The 18483-nt window shown below is 36.9% G+C and carries 18 protein-coding genes; 9 read left to right on the plus strand and 9 right to left on the minus strand.

Translation table 11 applies throughout. The annotated features are described in order from the left end of the window. The first annotated feature begins 52 nt into the window (after positions 1-52). Complete coding sequence (locus BM137_RS00945; RefSeq protein WP_092479272.1) at positions 53-1357, plus strand: pyrimidine-nucleoside phosphorylase; 1305 nt, start codon at positions 53-55, stop codon at positions 1355-1357. A gap of 62 nt (positions 1358-1419) precedes the next feature. Here BM137_RS00945 and BM137_RS00950 read toward each other — a convergent pair whose 3' ends face one another. Then, on the minus strand, positions 1420-2019 hold the full coding sequence (locus BM137_RS00950) for a TraX family protein (protein ID WP_092479276.1): 600 nt from the start codon (positions 2017-2019) through the stop codon (positions 1420-1422). 171 nt (positions 2020-2190) lie between these two features. On the opposite strand from BM137_RS00950, the gene BM137_RS00955 reads away from it, so the two are divergent. Together BM137_RS00955 and BM137_RS00960 are read left to right on the plus strand one after the other, a co-directional pair. Beyond that, a complete protein-coding gene (locus tag BM137_RS00955) occupies positions 2191-2910 on the plus strand; it encodes an AzlC family ABC transporter permease (protein WP_092479277.1) in 720 nt (239 codons plus the stop codon). After that, a complete protein-coding gene (locus BM137_RS00960) occupies positions 2903-3232 on the plus strand; it encodes an AzlD domain-containing protein (protein WP_092479278.1) in 330 nt (109 codons plus the stop codon). Before BM137_RS00955 ends, BM137_RS00960 begins: the two co-directional genes overlap by 8 nt. 54 nt (positions 3233-3286) lie before the next feature. Here the strand turns inward: BM137_RS00960 and BM137_RS11200 are convergent, their stop codons facing one another. Next, positions 3287-3634: a hypothetical protein gene (locus tag BM137_RS11200; protein WP_143084224.1), complete on the minus strand. Its 348-nt coding sequence runs from the start codon at positions 3632-3634 to the stop codon at positions 3287-3289. 183 nt (positions 3635-3817) lie between these two features. Here BM137_RS11200 and BM137_RS00965 point away from each other — a divergent pair, with 183 nt between their 5' ends. Further along, on the plus strand, positions 3818-4351 hold the full coding sequence (locus BM137_RS00965) for an acyl-CoA thioesterase (protein ID WP_092479279.1): 534 nt from the start codon (positions 3818-3820) through the stop codon (positions 4349-4351). Between the two features lie 45 nt (positions 4352-4396). Here BM137_RS00965 and BM137_RS00970 read toward each other — a convergent pair whose 3' ends face one another. The 7 genes from BM137_RS00970 to BM137_RS01000 form a co-directional block, all read right to left on the minus strand. Then, the gene (locus BM137_RS00970; RefSeq protein WP_092479280.1) at positions 4397-5392 is read right to left on the minus strand and encodes a YhdH/YhfP family quinone oxidoreductase; all 996 of its coding nucleotides are present in this window, start codon (positions 5390-5392) and stop codon (positions 4397-4399) included. Between the two features lie 318 nt (positions 5393-5710). Next, positions 5711-6781: a type 2 isopentenyl-diphosphate Delta-isomerase gene (gene fni / locus BM137_RS00975; protein WP_092479281.1), complete on the minus strand. Its 1071-nt coding sequence runs from the start codon at positions 6779-6781 to the stop codon at positions 5711-5713. A 35-nt stretch (positions 6782-6816) separates the two neighbouring features. After that, positions 6817-7893, minus strand: a complete 1077-nt coding sequence (locus BM137_RS00980; RefSeq protein WP_092479282.1) for a phosphomevalonate kinase — start codon at positions 7891-7893, stop codon at positions 6817-6819. A 56-nt stretch (positions 7894-7949) separates the two neighbouring features. Next, the gene (mvaD, locus tag BM137_RS00985; RefSeq protein WP_177192474.1) at positions 7950-8936 is read right to left on the minus strand and encodes a diphosphomevalonate decarboxylase; all 987 of its coding nucleotides are present in this window, start codon (positions 8934-8936) and stop codon (positions 7950-7952) included. Beyond that, positions 8920-9873: a mevalonate kinase gene (mvk, locus tag BM137_RS00990; protein ID WP_092479284.1), complete on the minus strand. Its 954-nt coding sequence runs from the start codon at positions 9871-9873 to the stop codon at positions 8920-8922. The genes mvaD and mvk overlap by 17 nt, the downstream gene beginning before the upstream one ends. 30 nt (positions 9874-9903) lie before the next feature. After that, entirely contained in the window at positions 9904-11262 is a 1359-nt protein-coding gene (locus tag BM137_RS00995; protein WP_092479285.1) for a tripartite tricarboxylate transporter permease, read from the minus strand. 11 nt (positions 11263-11273) lie between these two features. After that, a complete protein-coding gene (locus tag BM137_RS01000; RefSeq protein ID WP_092479286.1) occupies positions 11274-11522 on the minus strand; it encodes a hypothetical protein in 249 nt (82 codons plus the stop codon). Positions 11523-11771: 249 nt separating this feature from the next. On the opposite strand from BM137_RS01000, the gene coaA reads away from it, so the two are divergent. From coaA to BM137_RS01025, 5 genes are all read left to right on the plus strand, one after another. Next, positions 11772-12695 carry a type I pantothenate kinase gene (gene coaA, locus BM137_RS01005; protein ID WP_092479287.1) on the plus strand — a complete coding sequence of 308 codons (924 nt, stop codon included), beginning with the start codon at positions 11772-11774 and terminating at the stop codon, positions 12693-12695. A 173-nt stretch (positions 12696-12868) separates the two neighbouring features. Further along, the gene (guaA, locus tag BM137_RS01010; RefSeq protein ID WP_092479603.1) at positions 12869-14389 is read left to right on the plus strand and encodes a glutamine-hydrolyzing GMP synthase; all 1521 of its coding nucleotides are present in this window, start codon (positions 12869-12871) and stop codon (positions 14387-14389) included. A gap of 378 nt (positions 14390-14767) precedes the next feature. Beyond that, entirely contained in the window at positions 14768-16189 is a 1422-nt protein-coding gene (locus BM137_RS01015) for an Eco57I restriction-modification methylase domain-containing protein (protein WP_092479288.1), read from the plus strand. Positions 16190-16202: 13 nt separating this feature from the next. Continuing rightward, a complete protein-coding gene (locus BM137_RS01020; protein ID WP_092479289.1) occupies positions 16203-17318 on the plus strand; it encodes a GmrSD restriction endonuclease domain-containing protein in 1116 nt (371 codons plus the stop codon). Further along, the gene (locus tag BM137_RS01025) at positions 17308-17988 is read left to right on the plus strand and encodes an MAE_28990/MAE_18760 family HEPN-like nuclease (RefSeq protein WP_092479290.1); all 681 of its coding nucleotides are present in this window, start codon (positions 17308-17310) and stop codon (positions 17986-17988) included. Before BM137_RS01020 ends, BM137_RS01025 begins: the two co-directional genes overlap by 11 nt. The last annotated feature ends 495 nt before the right edge of the window (positions 17989-18483 follow it).

The following is an 18483-nucleotide window of genomic DNA, read 5'->3' on the forward strand; positions in this document are numbered from 1 at the left end:
TATTGAAGTGTGTTACACTATTCTTGTACTAATGATAGGGAGATGATATTGAGTGAGAATGGTAGATTTGATTCACAAAAAACAACATCAAAAAGAATTGAGTACGGAAGAAATTCAATGGATGATTGAGCAATACACAAACAATGAGATTCCTGATTATCAAATGAGCGCTATGTTGATGGCGATTTATTTTGAAGATATGACAGATGCTGAACGTGGTGCATTAACCATGAGTATGGTCAAATCAGGCGACGAGATCGATTTGTCCCAAATTAAAGGAGTAAAAGTAGACAAACATTCCACAGGTGGAGTGGGTGATACAACAACTTTGATCTTAGCTCCATTAGTAGCCAGTGTTGGCGTACCGATCGCTAAAATGAGCGGTAGAGGATTAGGCCACACAGGCGGAACAATTGATAAATTAGAAGCCATTCCAGGTTTCCATGTGGAATTGAGCCAAGAAGAATTCGTAAAACAAGTAAATGAACATAAAGTAGCTGTCATCGGACAATCTGGGAATTTAACTCCAGCTGATAAAAAATTATATGCTTTAAGAGATGTAACTAGTACAGTAGATTCTATTCCATTGATTGCTAGTTCAATCATGAGTAAGAAAATCGCTGCCGGAGCAGATGCCATCGTTTTAGATGTGAAAACTGGTGCCGGAGCATTTATGAAAACTCCTGAAGATGCACGTAATTTAGCTGATGCAATGGTAAAAATCGGTAACCATGTAGGCCGTAATACAATGGCGGTTATTTCTGATATGAGCCAACCTTTAGGATTTGCTATCGGAAATGCTCTAGAAGTCCAAGAAGCGATCGATACGTTGAAAGGTCATGGACCAGCTGACGTTGTGGATCTATGTTTGACATTAGGAAGCCAAATGGCTCACCTTGCAGGTGTTGGTAAAGATCTTGATGAAGCAAGAGACTTGTTAGAAGCTAATTTGCACAATGGAAAAGCTTTAGAAGTTTTCAAAACATTTGTTGCAGCACAAGGCGGAAATCCTGATGTAGCAGATGATCCAGACTTAATGCCTAAAGCTGCTTATCAAACAGAAGTTTTAGCACATAAAGACGGTTACGTAGCTGAATTAGTGGCGGATCAACTTGGTGTAGCGTCTATGATGTTAGGTGCCGGACGTGCAACAAAAGAGAGCGAGATTGATCTAGCTGTCGGATTAGTTTTACACAAAAAAGTTGGGGACAAAGTGTCTAAAGGCGAAGCATTGTTGACTATCCACAGCAACCAACAAGAAATCCCTGATGTAGAAGAAAAAATCTGGGAATGCATCACAATTGCAGACGAAGCTAAACCATTGCCGTTGATTTACGACATTTTAGCTGGCAAATAAAACAATCAATTAAAAACCTTCCACAGTTATGAAAACTGTGGAAGGTTCTTTCATTTTCTCCTTCACAGTGAAGCGATCAAATGAATCACTGCCAAGTGAAGCGGGTAGTAGGTATAACCTAAATATTTAGGGAAACGAACTACATGGGGATAACTATGGAATAGTATCAGCGCTAACGATAGTAGGGCATACATTTGAATAGAGGGGAAAACAGCCAAATGTATCACAAGATAAGCGATGATTCCAAGAGTACGATCTTTTGAAACCAGCCAATAAATCGCCCATCCTAAAAGAAAACCGTAAATTCCGTATTCCACAAAATAACTGGCAATCAAGCAGGGAATAAAAAAGCGTTTGTCTTTTATAGATAAAGCTAATAAAGAAAGAGCGAATAAGATATTGATCCTGCCTAAAGTGACAGGGATAGAAATAATTCCAAATACGACCAATTGAAAAAGGTACTTTTTAAAGTTCCGTGTTCTTTGGGTCCCAAGGACAGTTGTGTATAAAAATAGTGGAAAAGAAATTCTGCCGATGATTCGAAGAATAATATATTGAGGAAAGAGATATGCCCCTATATGATCGATCGTCATGGTCAAAATCGCCAGCCATTTGATAAAATTGGTTTTTTCGTCATATGTTTTTTGTGGATAAGTTTCCATTGCTTCGCTCCTTTTTGATGAAATGGATTGTCCCCATAGCTTTGTGGATAAAACCAGAAATAAGCAACTAAGGACTTTTCCCTATTATACTAGAGAAAACCATTTTCTTTAACTGAAAGAGGAGTCTGTTATGCTATAATAATTCTTAATCTTTATAAGCGGGGTGAAGGAGTGGAAAAAGAAGTTTGGTCAAAAGGTTTTAAAGTCGTTTTTCCGGTCATGTTGAGTTATGTTCCGTTGGGAATGGCTTGCGGGATGCTGCTGTATGAAGCAGGAATAAGTGTCTTTGGAATTGGTTTGATGAGTATTTTGGTTTTTGCTGGAGCAGGCCAATTTATGGCTGCATCTATGCTGACTGCAGGAGCAACTGTGCCATCAATTATCATCATGACGTTCTTTCTAAATTTACGGCATTTATTGATGAGTTCTAGTATAGCGCCATTTTTCAAAAAGAAATCTATGCCTTTTTTGATGTTGTACAGTCATACATTGGCAGATGAATCGTATGCATTGAACTACACTCAATTCAGAACAGACAAAGAATGGACTCCAGATAGCGCGTTGACGACGAATTTGTTAGCTTACTCTAGCTGGGTATTTAGTACGATTCTTGGCGGATACATAGGCAGTGCATTTGCCTTCAATGCGACGATCATGAATTACGTATTGATCGCCATGTTTATTTGCATGTTGGTGAGTCAATTCGTATCACGCATCTTTGTTATTGTAGGATTGGTAGCGGGGATTTTATCGGTTCTATTGATGGTATTGCTGAATCACAATATTGCTTTAGTGATCGCAGCGGTCATTGCCTCATTCGTAGGGTATCTATTAGATGAGCGAAGAGAAAAGAAACAAGCAGCGGAAGGAGAATCGGTTCAAAATGAATAGTAGCATAGTGATATTGATTTTAGGAATGGCTGTGGTGACTTATTTGCCGAGATTTGTACCGATGTTGGTACTGAGCAACCGAAAAGTTCCTGAAAAGCTTGTCAAATGGATGTCTTTTATTCCAGTATCTATTTTTTCAGCGTTGGTGTTTTCAGATGTCTTTTTTTGGAACAGTGAAGTGAATGTGCATCCACTGGAAAATGTGAAGTTGCTGCCGACCTTTCTGGTTTTTTACATAGCTTATAAAACACAAAATTTATTGTGGTCAATGGCATTTGGGATTTTAGGAATCAGTGTAATGGTTTTATTTACAAGTATATAGATAGCTGCAAACAAAGAGGACCTGTAATCATAGACAGGTTCTCTTTATTGATATTTATAGTTCTAAGTAGTGGTATAAGCGTTTCTTGAAGAAGAAATAAGGAAGTAGCCAGAAAATAATGGATACTAAAAAATATTTTAAAAGAAAGTTATCAGAAGGCCATAGGAGGAAAGCGAAACCAATGATGTCTATAACTTCGCTAACGATAACTAACTGAGTGATTTTTAAACGAGTTGATTCCGTTACATAATCTGTGTTTATGGATTCGGCAGGGAAAAAAGACAGGTGTCGAACGAAACGAGAAGAATAGTCTCCTTTACGGACTTTTAAGATAGTTATGATTCGAAGTGAAAGAAACAGTATACACAAAATAATCGTGAAAATGACTAAATAAAAATTCATAGAATCCCTCTATTCTCAGGTATGATGAACATTTCTGTCGAGTCAATCATACCATAATAGATATTGAAATAAATCGGTTACAAATAAAAAAACTACAAACATTAATAAGAAAAAAAGCAGAAAAAGGTATGGAACTCGAATCGTGTTATAATAAGCACAGTAATAAATATGGAGGCTTTTAGAATGACAAATCAATCTCGAGAAGTAAAAAAATGCTGGGAATCAAAAGTGGTACAGACGCACCGTGTCTTTCCTGGTGACGTAAATTCCCATCGGACGTTATTTGGAGGGAGATTAATGAGCTATATTGATGATACAGCATCGATTTCTGCTTCTCGTCACAGTCGCAGCGATGTGGTTACGGCATCAATGGACACACTGGATTTTTTACATCCCATCCATGAAAACCATTCTGTTTGTATCGAAAGCTATGTAACAGGTGCAGGAAACACTTCCATGGAAGTGTTCTGTAAGATAATGGGAGAAGAACTATCCTCTGGTGAGCGGTATTTGGCAGCGACAAGTTTTATTACTTTTGTGGCCGTATCGAAAGTTCCAGGCGAAAAACGAATGGTTCCCTTAGTAGTTCCGACAAGTAAAGAAGAACAGTTTATCTGCAGTGGGTATGAAAGCCGAAAAGCTAAACGCATGTCCAGCCGCTCATTTCACGAAGAATTTGCCAAGACAATTGAAAATAAATTACCATGGTCAGAATAAAATAAACGAAGCCCTTTGCGGATGATTCCGTGGAGGGCTTTACCTTTATTTTACTTTAACCAATGTGCGTCCAGTCATTTTTCCAGCAAGAATCTTTTCAAATGCACTCGGTAATTCTAAAAGAGTCACTTCTTGATCGATCAGTCGTTCTAGATCACCAGGTTTCCATTCAGAACTCAACAATTCCCACAAACGACGTCGAAGGTCTAATGGACAGTTAACAGAATCTACTCCAATCAAACGGATGCCGCGTAAAATAAACGGCAAAACAGTAGAATCGAATTTGATACCGCCAGCGTTACCGCTCAAAGCGATAGCACCAAAGCTCTTGATTTGAGCAAATAAGTGAGGCAGTTGTTCTCCGCCTACAGGATCCACCACGCCTGACCAACGCTGTTTAGCCAAAGGTTTTAAAGGATCCAAGCGAACTTCATCAGGATGCAAAATGGTGTCTGCTCCTAGATCAGTTAAATAAGCTGTAGAAGTCTCTTTCTTGCGGCTCACGGCCTCGATGGTGTAGTTCAAGTTTCTCAAAATCGCTATCGCGAAACTGCCTACGCCTCCCGTTGCGCCTTGAACCAATACAGGTCCTTTTTCTGGAAACATTCCCGATTCTTCCAAATAATACACCGATTGAGCCGCAGTAAAACCAGCCGTACCTATGATCATTGCTTCCTTCAACGATAGCCCTTCCGGCAGAGACACTACCCATTCGCTCGGGACGCGTGCGTATTCACTAAAGCCGCCAGAATGGTTGACACCCAAGTTGTAACCTGTTACCAAAACTTCGTCTCCAGGATTAAAATCAGATGACTCTGAAGAAACCACCACTCCGCTCAAATCAATTCCTAAAACCATCGGATAGTTGCGAATAACGCCAGTACCGGCTTTAGAAGCTAGAGCATCTTTGTAGTTCACACATGAATAATGCACTTCGATGACGACATCTCCTTGAGACAAGTCATCTATTCCAATAGAACGCAATTCTGTGTAAACCTCTGAATCTTTTGAATCCACAATTAAACTCTTAAAGTTTTGCATACATTTTCCTCTTTTCGATTTAGTGATAAATGATTAATATATAGTGTAAAAACCAATTTGTAAGCGGTACAATTATATACTATATCATAGAGGAGTCAATTTGATAAGAAAATAGTATAATTATTCAAGATATGCAGAAAGCTGGTTATGAAAAGATAGAGGAGAGAGCGTAGATTGACGGATGAACATCTCCTATTAGTCAAGTGAACGTTCAATTTGTATTCACTTGATTAATAGCGCCTAATTCTCATACCTTTAGATACACAAAAAGGTGAGACCACTCAAAAATTCGAGTAGTCTCACCTTTTTTAACTAAAATTACGATCTCAGTTGGTTTCTGCGTGCGTAAGAGCGGTAATCGATGCCTCTAGCCTCGCACCAGTCTTTTACAGCTCCAGAAATGATCACGTCGGCATATTGCAGCTCAGCAATCGTTTCGGCTCCTAGTAAAGTCATGATTGCAACAATGTGTTCTTTCAATTGTTCAATCTCAACAATCGTTTCTTCTACGCCGTTTTTCAATACGGAATGTAAGAAATGACCAGAAACACCCACTGCTCGCGCGCCAAGTGACAGACTTTTCACGATATCCATTGAAGTACGGATACCTCCAGAAGCCAAGATTTCTGACGAGTGGATAAAAGATTGAGCTTCTAGAAGAGAGATCGCAGTAGACTGACCCCAACCTTCTAAAAAGTCCAATTTATTTTCTTTGCGTCGGTAGTTTTCGATTTGAGCAAAATTTGTTCCGCCCATACCGCTGACATCAATGGTTTTGACACCGATGGAAGTCAGTTGCTGAATCGTTTCATGACTCATTCCGAAGCCAACTTCTTTCACAATGACAGGTACATCAACACCATTCACGATGCGTTCTAATTCAGACATCCACGTTGAAAAATCCCGGTCACCTTCTGGCATGACGATTTCTTGAGGGGTATTCAAATGGATCTGCAATCCGTCTGCTTGGATCAGATCGATTGCTTTTTTAGCATTTTCCAGCGTTTGTCCGCCGCCTAAGTTGGCTAAGACAAGACCAGTCGGATTCGTTTCACGAATGATCGTAAAGCTGTCGGCTACAGAAGGATCTTTCAATCCAGCACTCAATGAACCGGATGCCATCAACATACCCGTTTCTCTAGCAACAGTGGCCAGTTTTTCGTTCACTTTTTTAGTCCACGTGCTGCCGCCAGTGATGGCATTGATATAAATCGGCTGATTCATAGATAGTCCAGCAAAAGAAGTAGAAATGTCGATTTTTTGCGTACCTGTTTCAGGCAATGAATGATGAACGAAACGAAGGTGGTCAAAGTCTGTTTGGTGCGTATCTTGATAAAAATGTTCGGCCAACGAAACATGTTCGTTCTTCCTATTGTTTTTTTTCTCCATAATAATCCTCCTGCTGGATAAGTGTAACCCGATAATTAATTATTTTTTACGTAAACATGCAAGGGCAAGTTGGTGATGCCTTGTTCTTCCCACGCTGTGATCAAAGATAATACGCCGTCTTTGCGGTCAAATATCACGATACCGCAATCTCCGCCGCCAGCTCCTGATGATTTAGCAGCTCCATTAAAGTCCTCTGCTAACTTGCATAAATGAGTTAATGCGGGCGTTTCGATCACGACTCCGGTTGTTTGACTCATTTTTTTCAACAGCACTCGGCTGTGACGTATTTCTTCTTGAATTTTTTTGATATCGCCTTGTTCAAATCCGCGAATCATCTCTTGTACACACGCTGAACTAGCAGCTAGGAATTCATCATAAGCTAAAGCATCTTGTGTTCGTTTGCTGGTTACTTCATCAACTAAATGAGAAGTAGAAGCGGGAGAACCCGTCCAACCAATCAATAAACGCATTTCTGCTGGGGGAGTGAGCTGTTTGAAAGACAAGTGAGGCCACTCCAACTCGATGACTTCTCGTACAGATAAGTCTTGCTGCTGTTGCAGTACCCATTTGCGATCAAATGTCGTAAATGCCAGCCAGCCGCCGAATACACTCGCCGCTACATCGCCGCAAGAACCATTGCTCTTAACGGACAAATGAGCTAAAGCCGCCAATTTGAAAATCGTTTCATTGGATTCATTTTGCAGACCGTAAAAACGCAGCACGCCTTTAACAGTAGCTACAGTTACAGCAGCACTGGATCCTAAACCATATTTTCGTCCATTGGAGCTGTCTAATTCGCTGTCGACAGATAAGTGGTAGAAAGATAGTTCTTTACCAAATGATTTTACGTAGCTTTCCGTCACTTCGATAGCCGCCAGAATATAATGGAACGGGTTTTCTCGCTTATCCAAGACTAAACGGTCGTTTTCTCGTTTCCATGTGACCGGCAAGTTTCCGTATTGTGTAGACTGAATGGTCCCCATATCCGTCGTTCGCTCAAGGGAAACCGTGATGAATTGATCAACAGCCACTAAAATAGCTGGATGACCAGGTTCTACCACAGCGTATTCCCCTGCGATATATAATTTTCCGGGTGCAGAAGCACTAATCATGTATGACACTCCTTAAAAATGTTTTCAGAAATAAGAAACAATGCTGCTTTAATGTTTTAAATGCTGATTTCTTCTAAATCTTTTCCAGGTCCAGAAATCACGATTTGTTCTGGGTTGAACGTTTGTACTAAGTAGTCTTTGATTTTTTGACTATCAGACAAGCGGCACAGAACTTTGACGTTCGGACCCGCATCCATCGTAAAGTAACATGGAATACCCGATTGACGCAAATTTCTGACAGCTTGCATGGCGCGAACGCTGTCCGGTTCCCAGTAAGATAGGGGAGGATTAGCCCCCAGCATAGTCGCATGCATTTTCATACCGTTGCTTTCAGTGATCATGCCGACTTGTTCAAAGTCTTTTGCTAATATAGCCTCTTTGATGTTCGCTAAGTCGACCGATGTGGATTCCAACCAGCTCGGGTAGAAAGGAGAAGTAGCAACAGTATTTTTCATGCCTTCACGACTGGAAATGGATTTTTGCTTGTCATTGACGATAATCGTTACCATACCGATGTCCCATGAAGCTTCATCGATCTTGATGGCACGAGAGTCTTCATTATTCGTCCCTTTTTCCCACTCTACGAATCCGCCGAACATACTGCGCGTTGCAGATCCTGAACCGCGTCTAGCATAAGTAGATAAAGTCGTTTTGTCCAAATTCAAACCGCTTGCTAAATTAGCAGCTCCAGCTAAAGCAGCCATCCCGGAAGCAGAAGAAGCTAATCCTGCAGCAGTAGGAACAAAGTTGGTGCTTTTAACGACAGCAGCTGAAGTAATCCCAGCTTCTTGACGGAACAAATCTAAAAAACGGCTCACTTTTTGTGTAGCTTTAGCGTCTTGCAATGCATCATTTAAATAGAAAACATCGCCTTCAGTAGAGTCTTCAAAGGACACAGACGTTTCGGTGTAGAAAGAGTCTAGTGTCAAAGAAAGACTGCTGTTCATCGGCAAGAAGAGTTTTTCATCTCGTTTGCCCCAGTATTTTATCAAAGCAATATTTGTATATGCGCGTACTTTTTTTTCGTTACTCAAAAGAGTCATCCCCCAATTGATAGATCCACGTGTTAGAAGTGCCCGTTTCACGTAAGGCATCTGAAATTTGTTGTGCAGTCGTTTCGCTGTCTGCTAAAGCGATCATACAGCCGCCTCTGCCGCCGCCGGTCAACTTGGCGCCTAAAGCTCCATTTGCTAAAGCAGCATCCACTAATTGATTCAACTGCTCGTTGCTGACGCCTAGTTTATCCAGAAGAAGGTGCGCTTGATGCATGTAAGAACCTAAATCAATCGGACTGTTTTCTTCGATCGCTGTTTTTGCTTTGTCAGCTAACTCTCCCAATTGGTGAATGTCATTCATTGTTTCTTCAGGATGTTCTTTCATTAAAGCAGCGATACTGCCGACTGCTTCTCTGGTTTGTCCTTTGATCCCAGTATCTGCGACAACTAAGTAAGCATCTACAGACATTTTGAAAGGAACAAACGGCTTCCCTTTGATGTAATACAACGGCTGCTCGCCGCTGGTCATAGCTGCATCTAAGCCGCTTGGATTTCCATGAGCGATGACTTCAGATACATTGACCAGTTCGAGCAATTGGTCATGCGTCAATTCTTGCTCAAAGTAATTGAATAACGCACGAACGGTTGCTACAGCTACAGCTGCACTGGATCCCATTCCTCTTTCAGCAGGAATGGAACTGTCGATTTTTAAACTAAAATCTTTCAACTCTTTTTTTAAAGCCTTCAAACTGATTTCCACCACAGTCAGTAAATTGGATAAACGTTCAGGAACGTCTGTCAATAAACCTTTGTGATAAATGCAATCTACCGTAATCGGACCTGTTGATGGTGTAACAGTCGTTTGGATAGTCGCTTTTGGGAAGGGGATTGCTAGAGAAGGTTCTCCGTAAACAACTGCGTGTTCTCCCATTAAAATGATTTTTCCTGTTGCTCTCCCAATAGCTTGGTTGTTTACTGTCTGCATTGGTACGTACTCCTTAAAGGTTGATTTGTATTAGATGAGCGCCAAATATTGAACGATAAACGGCGCCGCGTATAAGGTCATGAACTGTATACCATAGTTCACTCCCATTTTATTTAACGTTCCACTAGTGATCCCAATCAATAACACTCCAAAGATATTGATCAAGCCTGCATCCATATAGGAAAGCAGAAGGATGAAAGAAATAAATAATCCTAAAATGGCTTCATGGGGAATTTTTTCTAGAACGAAGGTAGAAATTCTTCCAGCATACTTGTTAATAATAACATAACTTAAGATGGAAGCTATAGCTGCACCTAGAACGATGGCGATCGCCTTTTCTCCTGTAGACAAAATGTGGAACAAGTTATTTTCAACCGTATAAACAGGAGGAGCATTGAACAAGGCACTTCCTGGTCCGATAGCAGTAGGAGATAAAGGAATTCCCAGAGCCACTAAAGGAATAATGATTCCTGATATGTAAGTCGACTGGGATAATGCACTCATGGTAGTGATTGTTGTAGTCGCCTTTTCTTCAGGGTCTTTGATCTTATTGGACACTGTTTCTCCGAATAACAAAATCAATCCTACTGGACTTAAGACAAAGAAAATATTAGAAAGAAGGGCTGAAAATGATGCAGCTTTTAATTCTTTTTTAGATAAGATCTTGAAAGGATTCAATCTTTTTTCTTTATCTAAATCGCTTGGGATCGTGATTTTTTTGTAACTATCAGTCAACATTGTTTTGCGCGTTTCTTTATTCAATAATTGCATCAATGATACGATCAATGGTCCAATCGTGATCCCTAGGAAAAAGGAAGTAGTGATGTTGGCATCTTCTGGAACAACTCCAGTGCTCCAATACAAATGACGCAAACTTTGAAACAAGATGGCTAAAGGGATGATGCTTAATAAAGAAAGCATTTTTTGCTTACTGATCAAAGACAGAAAGACAGCTCCTATGACGAACAGCAACGATGCATACGGCTGAATAGCTTCTGCAAATGGAACTAATAAGTTCGCCAGTAAAAACGATACTGGAATCGAAATTAACGTGCCGATCAGAGCTCCAGCAGCCATTTTTTTAACCACGACACTGGACTTTCCTTCGTTCTTTAAGTAAATAGCATGGTCGATCATTGGAGCAGACAAAACGCCCCCAGGCAAACCGACGAGAGCTGTTGGCATCAAGTTGGTTAAATTCAGTGTAATAAAAGAGGCTACAAAAAATGTTAAAATGATCATCGGGTCAGCTCCTGAGAGAATCAATGCCAATGATACCGGCATTAAAACAGAAGTTTCATCTGTCCCTGGAATAAATCCGATAAACGTGTATAAAACTACCGCACTCAATGCGGCGAAAAACATTTGAACAAGCAATAAAACATCCATTTCTTAATCTCCTAACTAATGTGTTGGTCTTCTTCTTGGGACGAGCTGATGATGCGTTTTGGTTTTGTCAGTAATCCTGAAATAATAAAACCAAGAAGAGCTCCTCCTAGACCGAAAAATAATTGTAATGTTCTGCTTCCATCTGGCGCTAAAAAATACAAGCCCATAGTGGAGACGGCAGAGATGAATATGGAACGCACAAGATCACGTAATTCTACTACGTCGCCCCATATTTCAATATAGTTTTTTTCTTCTTTCATTGTCGAACTCCTTCCTATACAAATTTCTTATAGTTCCTTTAATGATTCGATAACTCCATTAAAACGCATTCTCACTTACAATAGTACAGTAGATGAATAACTTGTGGTAGTTAAGCTTCGCTAAAACACATTAAATTTTTTTAAAGATTTAGCCGGATTTTCATCTTACACAAAAGGAAAAACTATAATTAAGACTGAATATCTGTTACAATTATGCGAAACTTTCAAAATCAGGAGGGACAAATACCCATGAATGAAACGGAAACTCATCACATTATTTCTCGTGATGACTGGAAAGAATTAGGTCATGATACATCCATCAAAATGACATTTGAAGAATTGGAAAATATTAGAGGACTGAACGATCCGATTTCTTTAGCAGACGTAAAAGAAATCTATGTACCTCTAGTTCAATTAATCAATTTATTTATCCAACAATACGAAAAACTGCAAAAAGAAAAGACCTTTTTCTTAGAGCACCAAACTGAAACAAAACCGTTCGTGATTGGGATCGCAGGAAGTGTTGCTGTTGGGAAAAGCACGACAGCACGTTTGTTGACTCAAATGCTGGCCAGCTACTTCACTGATCTGAGTGTAGAAATGATCACCACAGACGGGTTTTTGTATCCAAATAAGGTCTTAAAAGAAAAAGGCATCATGAATCGAAAAGGGTTTCCTGAAAGTTACGATATGAAAAAATTGATCACATTTTTGAGCAAAGTAAAAATCGGTGAAACCAATATTACTTCTCCAGTCTATTCTCATGAAGTGTATGACATTATAGAGGGGAAAACAAACGTTTTGCACCGACCGGATATTTTGGTTGTGGAAGGCATCAACGTGCTGCAATCACCAGCGAACGAACAGATTTACATAAGCGATTTTTTCGATTTTTCAATCTACGTGGATGCAGAACCGGAACAAATCGAAAAATGGTACATCGAACGATTCGGAGTATTGCTGGAAACAGCGTTTACGGATCCGAACAACTATTATTATGAGTTAGCGCAAAAAGGTCCAGAAGCAGCATTTGCACATGCTCATGACGTATGGAGAACGATCAATTTAGAAAACTTGAAAAACTTCATTCTTCCGACGCGTAAACGGGCGGATTTAATTTTGCACAAAAGTGAAAGGCATTACATTGACAAAATCATGCTGAAAAAGTACTGAATGAACGGGTACTCAAATAGACAAGAATAAGGAAAATAAACTTTTCATTAGAAAAAGCGCTGTCATTTTTTTTGAGCTAACAAATCTATATCATTCATGATACTATGGTAAGAAAAATATAGAAGAGGTGTAAAGTTTTGACAACTATAACAGATACAAAAGAATTGGAAAAAATGATCGTACTTGATTTTGGTAGTCAATATAACCAATTGATCACGCGCCGTATTAGAGAATTTGGAGTTTATTCAGAGTTGATGCCTCATACAACAACAGCTGAAGAGTTGAAAGAATTAAACGTTAAAGGAATCATCTTTTCAGGTGGACCAATGAGTGTTTACGATGAAGGATCATTTTCAGTAGATCCAGAAATTTTTAATTTAGGTATTCCAATTTTTGGTATTTGTTATGGAATGCAATTGATGACGAAAATGATGGGTGGAGAAGTTAGCCCAAGTACAAACCGCGAATACGGGAAAGCTGAGATTCATATTGAAGACCGTACAGCACCTCTTTTCACTACTTTAGATGAAGAAGAAACGGTTTGGATGAGTCATGGTGACTTGGTTACTCAAGCTCCAGAAGGTTTCGTTGTCAGTGCGACTAGCGCACACTGCCCGATTGCTTCTATGTTTAACGAGCAAAAGAACTTCCATGCCGTTCAATTCCATCCAGAAGTTCGTCACTCTGTACATGGAAACGACATGTTAAGAAACTTTACGTTTAATGTCTGTGGTTTTGAAGGAAACTGGAGCATCAGCAACTTTATCGATTTAGAGATCGCTAAAATCCGCGAAACTGTAGGAGACAAAAAAGTCTTGCTTGGTTTATCAGGCGGGGTGGACTCAAGTGTAGTAGGAGTTCTATTGCAAAGAGCGATCGGCGACCAGTTGACGTGTATTTTTGTGGATCATGGTTTATTGCGTAAAGGCGAGAGCGAACAAGTTATGGAAAGTTTAGTCGGCAAATTCGGCTTGAACATTATCCGTGTGGACGCTAAAGAACGTTTCATGGCCAAATTAAAAGGCGTCAGCGATCCCGAACAAAAACGTAAAATTATCGGAAACGAATTTGTGTACTTATTTGATGATGAAGCAACAAAACTTGAAGGTGTTGAGTTTTTAGCTCAAGGAACACTGTATACAGACATCATCGAAAGCGGAACAGCTACTGCTCAAACAATCAAATCTCACCACAACGTAGGTGGACTTCCTGAAGACATGCAATTCAAATTGATCGAACCATTGAATGCTTTATTCAAAGACGAGGTTCGTGAATTAGGAATGGAATTAGGCATGCCAGAAAGCTTAGTTTGGCGCCAACCGTTCCCAGGCCCAGGTCTAGGAATTCGTGTCATCGGTGAATTAACAGAAGAAAAATTAGAGATCGTTCGCGACAGCGACTACATCTTAAGAGAAGAAATTGCTAAAGCCGGTCTTGACCGCGATATCTGGCAATACTTCACAGTTCTTCCAGGTTTCCGCAGTGTCGGAGTAATGGGAGACGGCCGTACGTATGACTACACAGTTGGAATTCGTGCTGTAACGTCTATCGACGGAATGACAGCAGACTTTGCACGTATCCCTTGGGACGTATTGCAAAAAATCTCTGTCCGCATCGTAAACGAAGTGAAACACGTTAACCGTATCGTGTATGATGTGACGAGTAAGCCACCAGCAACTGTTGAGTGGGAATAATTAGCAAGAAATTTGTTGAAGTTTGTATACTTATTTATTCGTTATTGTTTATCTAAAGCAAAATTACTAATTTAATATACAATGCTTGCCGTTAGTATGTGGAAACTTACTAATGGCTTTTTGAATTTCTATAGAAGTAAAAAACAGGCTATTTCTCCTATAAAATTAAATGAATTCAAACTTAGTTAATAGGAAAAAGCTTTGTCTTTATTAAATGAGTAACAAATACAATTTAAATGCTTCTCATAACTCTAGTTTATTAAGAAAAATGTAATCATGGTTATAACTTTCTTTATTATTAAGAATTTACATAGTATCTTTATCCTATGATATAATAAAGTAAAACTATAGTAATACATTCGGTGAAAGGTCAGAACAATGAATTTAAAACATCAAATTTTTACTCCTAAAAAAATAGTGGAAAAAATGTTAAATAGTGTCAATTATTGTAAAAATTTATATGGGAAAAAAATATTAGAAAGCTCTTCTGGAGATGGTAGTATACTACTTAATATTGTAGAGAGATATATAATTTCTTCAATAAAAGATAATTATTCTCTGGATGAAATAAAAGTTGGTTTAGAACAAGATATATATGCTGTTGAGATTGATACCTTCTATTATAAAGAGTGTATAAAGAAATTAAACGAATTAGCTCATGGATATGGTATAAATAAAGTACAATGGAATTTATTTAACTGTGATAGATTAGATAAAAAGTTCAAAATTAAATTCGATTTTATTATTGGAAATCCGCCTTATATAAAATACCATGACATTGAAAAAACAAATAGGGGATTTTTAAAGAGTAAATATAAATCATGTTCCAAGGGAAATTTTGATTATTACTATGCTTTTCTTGAAGAAGATTTAGATAGTTTGAATGAAACTGGAAAAATATCTTATTTGGTTCCAAGTAATATGTTTAAAAATGTGCATGGTAATATAATTAGAGAACTTATAAAAGATAAATTAATAGCTGTTTATGACTACACGAATGAAAAAATATTTCAAAATATACTTACTTCTTCCTCAATCATTATTATCGATAAATCAGTGTGTGTTAATCATATCAATTATCATGATATTAAGAAAAAGAGCACAATAATAATCTCTAAAAACTTATTAAAAGAAAAATGGGTGTTTAGGTCTCATATTAATCATAATGAAAATACATTAAGATTTGGAAATTATTTTGAGGCTTCAATGCCTGTGGCTACTCTATTGAATGAAGCTTTTATTCTTAGAGATTTTGAAGAGAGTGGAGATTACTATAAAGTAAATCAAAAAAAAATCGAAAAATGTTTGGTCAGAGATGCTGCCAGTCCTAAAAATATGTACCTACAAAGAAAAGAAAAAATAATTTTTCCATATTTCTATAATAGTCAAGGGTTAAATAGATATACACCTACAGAGTTTGCAAATTTGTTTCCTTCTGCTAGTGAATATTTGCAAATGTTTTCCCATAAATTATCTTCGAGGAATTCTAGCTCAAATGTTTTTTGGTTTGAGTATGGAAGAACCCAAGCTTTGAAGCATCTAAACCAGCCTAAACTATTGATTTCAACTATAATTACAAAAAAAGTTAAAATATATGAATTAAATCAAAATACAATTCCTTACTCTGGAATATATATAGTACCGAAACAAAATATGAGTTTAGCAATAGCTAAGGATATATTACAGACCAAAGAATTTTTTGAATATGTAACTTCGGTTGGAACTAATGTTAATAGCAGTTCTGTAAGAATAACTGCAAAAGATATCAATAATTACTTTATAAATGAGAATTTAATTTAAAGGAGTTTAACTGATGCTAGATCAAGAAGTAAAGGAAAAAGCTAAAGAAATATTCACTGATTCATATACAATGTCTATAGGTGAAATTGCTAGTATGTACAGTGAAGATGAGTTAGAATTACAACCTGAATACCAGAGGTTTTTCAGATGGTCTAATTCTCAAAAAACTAAGTTTATAGAGTCTATTTTATTAGGCATACCTATTCCACCAATTTTTGTGTATCAAAGAAAAGACGGGGTTTGGACAGTAATTGATGGGTTACAAAGGTTATCGACTATTTTTCAATTTATGGAAATATTAAATATTGATTCTACAAGTAGACACGAAGTTCCTGCATTAGAATTACATGGCACCAAATTTTTACCATCTTTAGAAGGGAAAAAATGGGAGAATGGCGATAATGCTATATCTAAAGAGATTAAACTTTTTTTTAAAAGATCTCGATTGGATGTAAAAATTATTAAGTATACAAGTGATGTGGATTCACAATATGAACTTTTTCAAAGATTAAATACAGGAGGCTCATCACTATCTGAACAAGAAATAAGAAATAGCTTGATGATTATGGGAAACAGGGAATTCTATGCATGGTTTGAAGAATTGAATAACAATATAAATTTTCAAAATTGTTTACCTTTGAGTAAAAAACAAACAAATGAAAAAGATGATATGGACTATTTGTTGAGATATTTTATATTTACATCTCTTAAAATCACTGATATAACTGGGAAAGAAGACATGAGTCCTTATATAACTGAAAAAATGCACGAATTGATTAAAATTGACAATTTTAATTATGACGAAAAGAAGATAGTATTTGAACAAGTATTTTCTATTTTATCAGATACATTAGGAGAAGATAGCTTTAAAAAATTTGATCCTGATAAATCGAAATTTACTGGAGCTGTTTCTATGGCTTTTTTTGAAGCAATAGTACCTGGTCTGACTAATTCTATTATAGAAAAACCTTATGAACCTTCCCAGAATGAAAGAAAAGAAAAACTTAAAAAATTAATTGAAAATTTATCAAATACAGAAGAGTTCCTGGAAAAAAAGAATCAATCAAGACCAATATCAAGAACTAAAGAACTAGTAACTTATAGTGAGGAATATTTTAGTGGATTGTGAAAAATTACAGAGAAAATTAGATAAAAATACAAGTTATCGAAAAAGAGAAATAAGTAATTTAAGCATACAAATTCAGGCTACTGATGGAGAAATTAAGGACTCCTTATTAAGAGCTGCATTTACTATAATATATGCACACTTTGAAGGTTTTTCAGTTGAAGCAATAAGATTGTTTTTACAACATATTAACTTTAAAGAAATTCCTGTGAAAAGTTTAGATTATCATTTACAGACACTGCACCATACAAAGAAAATTATAGATGTAAAAAAATCCACAAAAAAAAGAAAATTTAATGAATTAACTACAGCTATTTTATTAGAAAAAAACACCATTTTTAAAGTTGAAGAGAAAGATAAAAGTATTGTTTCAGCAGAAAGTAACTTAAAATTTGATGTTATTGAGGATCTACTTTTTTACTTAGGAATCACTACAGAAAAATTCATTTTACTGAGCGATAAACAGTCTAACCTATCAACTAAACAAGAATTTATAGATCGTAGTATTTTAAATGTCCGTAATAAAATCGCTCACGGAGAAAATGTTAAAGTTTCAATCGATGAATTTGAAGAAGTTAAAAGTTTTATTTTGGATTATATGGATACATTAAGTAATTATATTATGGACATCTCCATAAATGAAACTTATAAGATGCCAATAAAAGAAGTATAGTAAAAATAAAATAATTTTGGTAGTTAAAAAATAAATAACTAACACAGTGTCCAAAAAGTTTAAATTAAACTGAGTTATTAAAAGGATTGATTAGTTTTCGATAAAATAAGTATTTTTTGACAGCATGAACCTATGAATATAACTAATTGTATTATCTATTGAAATTACTAAATTATTACTAATAATGAGGTTAAACGATTTTGCTTTACGGATATATAATCATCATTTGAATTTATTAAAATTAAAAGGTATCTTATAAGACAATTGGTTAATCACAAAATAAGAAATGTTTTTTTGCATCTACTGTGTAATATAATATTTTGTTCTAAAAAAATTTCATAAATGAATTTTTTATTTTTAAATCGAAAGTTGTTAAACTATTTCTTCCTCTATGATTAAATTAGTTAGAAATAATAACTAGCTAACTATAAAGAAAAAGAAAGCTTTCATTATTACAGATACTGGTAGACTGGAAACTCTTAAAATAATTGAATA

It is taken from the genome of Desemzia incerta (assembly GCF_900115825.1).
In the GTDB taxonomy this organism is placed as follows: Bacteria; Bacillota; Bacilli; order Lactobacillales; family Carnobacteriaceae; genus Desemzia; species Desemzia incerta.